This is a genomic window from Caulobacter sp. AP07, from assembly GCF_000281955.1.
Classification (GTDB): Bacteria; Pseudomonadota; Alphaproteobacteria; order Caulobacterales; family Caulobacteraceae; genus Caulobacter.
This window is the reverse complement of the sequence record NZ_AKKF01000256.1, coordinates 1-5,857: the sequence shown is the minus strand read 5'-3', so window position 1 is coordinate 5,857 and position 5,857 is coordinate 1. Positions and strand designations below refer to the sequence as shown.

Genomic DNA, 5,857 nt, shown 5'->3' with positions numbered 1-5,857 from the left:
GTTGACACGGGGTTTTGCTTTCACTAGAAAGCGCGGCTCTGGAGTAACTGGAAGAGTTCGTAAGGGCTTTGAAGGTTTCTCGCCTAGTCTTCGGAAGTTTCTTTGAAACTTTCTTCTTGACTGGATTGGCGCTGTTCTTTAGAAGGGCGCTTCGGATTGCTGGATTGACCTTTGGGTTGGTTTGGTGGTTTGGTTCGGACGGTTTTGAAAAAAACGGTTTGACACGGAATTCGAGGTTGGATAGATAGCCGCCTCCGCCGACATCGGGCGCTAAAGGATGGTTCTGCCGAGAGGCGGTTCTGGGAGCTTCGGCTCTGGGTCTTTGACATTGTTGATTTGGAAAGAGAAACGCAGGCGGCGGCGCTCTGGCGATGACCTCACGGGTCATCTTCGAACGCTGACAATTGCGGTCTCTTGAAGACACCATGAATATCATGGATCGAAACTTCGGTTTCGGCCCATCGATGTGAATGGGAACTCGTCAAGATACTATGCAAACCAGAACCGAGAGATTGGGTTTTCCCCCGATTTCTTGAAGTCTGTGTTAGCGGTCAACTCAACCTGAGAGTTTGATCCTGGCTCAGAGCGAACGCTGGCGGCAGGCCTAACACATGCAAGTCGAACGGATCCTTCGGGATTAGTGGCGGACGGGTGAGTAACACGTGGGAACGTGCCCTTTGGTTCGGAACAACTCAGGGAAACTTGAGCTAATACCGGATAAGCCTTTCGAGGGAAAGATTTATCGCCATTGGAGCGGCCCGCGTAGGATTAGCTAGTTGGTGGGGTAAAGGCCCACCAAGGCTACGATCCTTAGCTGGTCTGAGAGGATGATCAGCCACATTGGGACTGAGACACGGCCCAAACTCCTACGGGAGGCAGCAGTGGGGAATCTTGCGCAATGGGCGAAAGCCTGACGCAGCCATGCCGCGTGAATGATGAAGGTCTTAGGATTGTAAAATTCTTTCACCGGGGACGATAATGACGGTACCCGGAGAAGAAGCCCCGGCTAACTTCGTGCCAGCAGCCGCGGTAATACGAAGGGGGCTAGCGTTGCTCGGAATTACTGGGCGTAAAGGGAGCGTAGGCGGATAGTTTAGTCAGAGGTGAAAGCCCAGGGCTCAACCTTGGAATTGCCTTTGATACTGGCTATCTTGAGTACGGAAGAGGTATGTGGAACTCCGAGTGTAGAGGTGAAATTCGTAGATATTCGGAAGAACACCAGTGGCGAAGGCGACATACTGGTCCGTTACTGACGCTGAGGCTCGAAAGCGTGGGGAGCAAACAGGATTAGATACCCTGGTAGTCCACGCTGTAAACGATGAGTGCTAGTTGTCGGCAGGCATGCCTGTCGGTGACGCAGCTAACGCATTAAGCACTCCGCCTGGGGAGTACGGTCGCAAGATTAAAACTCAAAGGAATTGACGGGGGCCCGCACAAGCGGTGGAGCATGTGGTTTAATTCGAAGCAACGCGCAGAACCTTACCACCTTTTGACATGCCCGGACCGCCGCAGAGATGCGGCTTTCCCTTCGGGGACTGGGACACAGGTGCTGCATGGCTGTCGTCAGCTCGTGTCGTGAGATGTTGGGTTAAGTCCCGCAACGAGCGCAACCCTCGCTATTAGTTGCCATCAGGTTTGGCTGGGCACTCTAATAGGACCGCCGGTGGTAAGCCGGAGGAAGGTGGGGATGACGTCAAGTCCTCATGGCCCTTACAAGGTGGGCTACACACGTGCTACAATGGCGACTACAGAGGGCTGCAATCCCGCGAGGGGGAGCCAATCCCTAAAAGTCGTCTCAGTTCGGATTGCACTCTGCAACTCGAGTGCATGAAGTTGGAATCGCTAGTAATCGCGGATCAGCATGCCGCGGTGAATACGTTCCCGGGCCTTGTACACACCGCCCGTCACACCATGGGAGTTGGCTCTACCCGAAGGCGCTGCGCTAACCCGCAAGGGAGGTAGGCGACCACGGTAGGGTCAGCGACTGGGGTGAAGTCGTAACAAGGTAGCCGTAGGGGAACCTGCGGCTGGATCACCTCCTTTCTAAGGATACTTCTCCAAGCTTTAAGCTTATTGAAGTTCCGATTATATACAGTGAGCGGATCGCCGCCGTCTTCGTTTCTCTTTCCACTCCTCATCAACCGTTCAGGTCGATGAGGCGATCGCGAGCCCAGGAACGGGTCCATTCTTTCGGGAATGGGATCTGGTCTATGCGGCCTATGGGCCCGTAGCTCAGTTGGTTAGAGCGCACGCTTGATAAGCGTGAGGTCATAAGTTCAAATCTTATCGGGCCTACCAACCTCCTGCATACGGACGCAACCGACCCCAGCTCTCCTGGGCTTTGAAGCAACTCACCACTGGTGAGGGGCCATAGCTCAGTTGGTAGAGCGCCTGCTTTGCAAGCAGGATGTCGTCGGTTCGAATCCGTCTGGCTCCACCACTTCTTCATCCGGAAGAAGCGGTAACGCGATCGAGGATTGATCAAGTTTGCAGCTGCGACTGTACCCTCCATGAGGGTTGCGCGGTCTGCGATAATGACATCGTGAAGGTAGGGTTCACCCGCCGAAATCATCTCCCCTTGGGGATGGTCGAGGTTTTAGGGCGGACTTTGAAGAAGACATCAAATGTCTGACTGTATAAGCGCATGCCGCAGGTCCCTAGACCTGTAGTGCATGGGTTTTGCTGAGAACGATCAAGCGCATAAGGGCTTCTGACGGATGCCTTGGCATTGAGAGGCGATGAAGGACGTGGCACGCTGCGATAAGGTCCGGGGAGGCGCGAGCACCCTTTGATCCGGACATCTCCGAATGGGGAAACCCACCTTAATGGCCACTCCATTTTACTTCGGCCCTCCATTCCTTGTGAATGTGGCCGGAGTGATGATGGGTTGGCTGTGACAGGTATAATGGGCTGAATACATAGGCTCCATTAAGCAAACCCGGGGAACTGAAACATCTCAGTACCCGGAGGAAAGGACATCAACCGAGACTCCCGTAGTAGTGGCGAGCGAACCGGGACCAGGCCAGTGCTGTCGTGACATAAAGCTGAACGACTTGGAAAGGTCGGCCATAGTGGGTGATAGCCCCGTAAGCGTCAAATAGCGACAGACTCGAGTAGGGCGGGACACGTGAAATCCTGTCTGAACATGGGGGGACCACCCTCCAAGCCTAAGTACTCCTCAATGACCGATAGCGAACAAGTACCGTGAGGGAAAGGTGAAAAGCACCCCGACAAGGGGAGTGAAACAGATCCTGAAATCGGAAGCCTACAAGCAGTCGGAGCCACCGCGCGTGGTGACGGCGTACCTTTTGTATAATGGGTCAGCGACTTCATGTGCCGTGCAAGCTTAAGCCGTTAGGTGTAGGCGCAGCGAAAGCGAGTCTGAATAGGGCGAATAAGTACGTCGCATGACGACCCGAAACCAGGTGATCTATCCATGAGCAGGTTGAAGGTAAGGTAACACTTACTGGAGGACCGAACCGGTGAATGTTGAAAAATTCTCGGATGACTTGTGGATAGGGGTGAAAGGCCAATCAAACCTGGACATAGCTGGTTCTCCGCGAAAACTATTTAGGTAGTGCCTCAGACGGACTCCTTGGGGGGTAGAGCACTGAATGGATGCGGGGGGAGCGATCTCTACCAATTCTAATCAAACTCCGAATACCCAAGAGAGATATCTGGGAGACACACGGCGGGTGCTAACGTCCGTCGTGAAAAGGGAAACAACCCTAACCATCATCTAAGGCCCCCAAGTTCTGGCTAAGTGGGAAACGATGTGGGATTGCTTTGACAACCAGGATGTTGGCTTAGAAGCAGCCATCATTTAAAGAAAGCGTAACAGCTCACTGGTCAAGCGATCCTGCGCGGAAAATGTAACGGGGCTCAAGCCAGACGCCGAAGGTATGGGTTTGCACTTTGTGCAAGCGGTAGCGGAGCGTTCCGTAAGCCGGTGAAGGTGAGGCGCGAGCCTTGCTGGAGGTATCGGAAGTGAGAATGCTGACATGAGTAGCGATAAAGAGTGTGAGAGACACTCTCGCCGAAAGCCCAAGGGTTCCTGCGTAAAGCTAATCTGCGCAGGGTTAGTCGGCCCCTAAGGCGAGGCCGAAAGGCGTAGTCGATGGGAATCAGGTGAATATTCCTGAACCAGTTGGAAGTGACGGATCTGGTAAATTGTCTGGGCTTATTGGATTGCTCCGGGCAGTGAACAGGTTCCTGGAAATAACTCCAACGGAGACCGTACCCGAAACCGACACAGGTGGGCAGGTAGAGTATACCAAGGCGCTTGAGAGAACCATGCTGAAGGAACTCGGCAAATTGCACGCGTAACTTCGGGATAAGCGTGACTCTACTTTGGGCAACCAGAGTAGAGTGGCACAGGCCAGGGGGTAGCGACTGTTTATCAAAAACACAGGGCTCTGCGAAGCCGCAAGGCGACGTATAGGGTCTGACGCCTGCCCGGTGCCGGAAGGTTAAAAGGAGCGGTGCAAGCTGCGAATTGAAGCCCCGGTAAACGGCGGCCGTAACTATAACGGTCCTAAGGTAGCGAAATTCCTTGTCGGGTAAGTTCCGACCTGCACGAATGGCGTAACGACTTCCCCACTGTCTCCAGCATGGGCTCAGCGAAATTGAATTCCCCGTGAAGATGCGGGGTTCCCGCGGTCAGACGGAAAGACCCTATGAACCTTTACTGCAGCTTCGCCTTGGCGTTAGCAACAACATGTGTAGGATAGGTGGGAGGCTATGAATCCGGGGCGCCAGTCTCGGGGGAGCCATCCTTGAAATACCACCCTTATTGTTGTTGACGTCTAACCGCGGCCCGTTATCCGGGTCCGGGACATGGCGTGGCGGGCAGTTTGACTGGGGCGGTCGCCTCCCAAAGTGTAACGGAGGCGCGCGATGGTGGGCTCAGACCGGTCGGAAATCGGTCGTCGAGTGCAATGGCATAAGCCCGCCTGACTGCGAGACTGACAAGTCGAGCAGAGACGAAAGTCGGCCATAGTGATCCGGTGGTCCTGCGTGGAAGGGCCATCGCTCAACGAATAAAAGGTACTCTAGGGATAACAGGCTGATTTTGCCCAAGAGTCCATATCGACGGCAAAGTTTGGCACCTCGATGTCGGCTCATCACATCCTGGGGCTGGAGCAGGTCCCAAGGGTTCGGCTGTTCGCCGATTAAAGTGGTACGTGAGCTGGGTTCAGAACGTCGTGAGACAGTTTGGTCCCTATCTGCCGTGGGTGTACGAGACTTGAGAGGATCTGTCCCTAGTACGAGAGGACCGGGATGGACACACCTCTGGTGGACCTGTCATGGCGCCAGCTGTGCAGCAGGGTAGCTAAGTGTGGAATAGATAACCGCTGAAAGCATCTAAGCGGGAAACTAACCTCAAAACAAGGTCTCGCTGAGAGCCGTGGAAGACCACCACGTTGATAGGCCAGGTGTGGAAGCGCCGCGAGGCGTGTAGCTTACTGGTACTAATAGCTCGATAGGCTTGATCGTTCTTCAGCCAAACCTATGCAAATGCGCTATGCGCTCAGACATACGATGTCTTCTTCACAAAATGCTCGGCGAGCCCACAAAGCTCGCCGGCAGCATCCTTTTTGCTGACCTGGTGGCTATGCCGGGGGTTCCCCACCCGATCCCATTCCGAACTCGGTCGTTAAGTCCCCCAGGGCCAATGGTACTTCGTCTCAAGGCGCGGGAGAGTAGGTCGCCGCCAGGTCCGCTAAAAGGATGCCACAAACAGTCCAGAACCCTGCCCACGATCAATCACCTGCCGCGGGGTGGAGCAGCCCGGTAGCTCGTCAGGCTCATAACCTGAAGGTCACAGGTTCAAATCCTGTCCCCGCACCCAAAGACT

3 tRNA genes, 3 rRNA genes and 1 pseudogene are annotated in these 5,857 nt (G+C 54.5%); 6 read left to right on the top strand and 1 reads right to left on the bottom strand.

The window, feature by feature from the left end:
- A pseudogene (locus PMI01_RS27985) lies at positions 1-388 on the bottom strand (hypothetical protein); the annotation flags it as partial.
- A gap of 169 nt (positions 389-557) precedes the next feature.
- Here PMI01_RS27985 and PMI01_RS22800 point away from each other — a divergent pair.
- From PMI01_RS22800 to PMI01_RS22775, 6 genes are all read left to right on the top strand, one after another.
- A 16S ribosomal RNA gene (locus PMI01_RS22800) occupies positions 558-2,043 on the top strand.
- Between the two features lie 178 nt (positions 2,044-2,221).
- Positions 2,222-2,298 (top strand) — tRNA-Ile (locus tag PMI01_RS22795).
- Positions 2,299-2,364: 66 nt separating this feature from the next.
- A tRNA-Ala gene (locus tag PMI01_RS22790) sits at positions 2,365-2,440 on the top strand.
- A 250-nt stretch (positions 2,441-2,690) separates the two neighbouring features.
- A 23S ribosomal RNA gene (locus PMI01_RS22785) occupies positions 2,691-5,496 on the top strand.
- A 108-nt stretch (positions 5,497-5,604) separates the two neighbouring features.
- A 5S ribosomal RNA gene (rrf, locus tag PMI01_RS22780) occupies positions 5,605-5,719 on the top strand.
- The 16S, 23S and 5S rRNA genes sit together here with 3 tRNA genes alongside, the layout of an rRNA operon.
- A 55-nt stretch (positions 5,720-5,774) precedes the next feature.
- A tRNA-Met gene (locus PMI01_RS22775) sits at positions 5,775-5,851 on the top strand.
- The last annotated feature ends 6 nt before the right edge of the window (positions 5,852-5,857 follow it).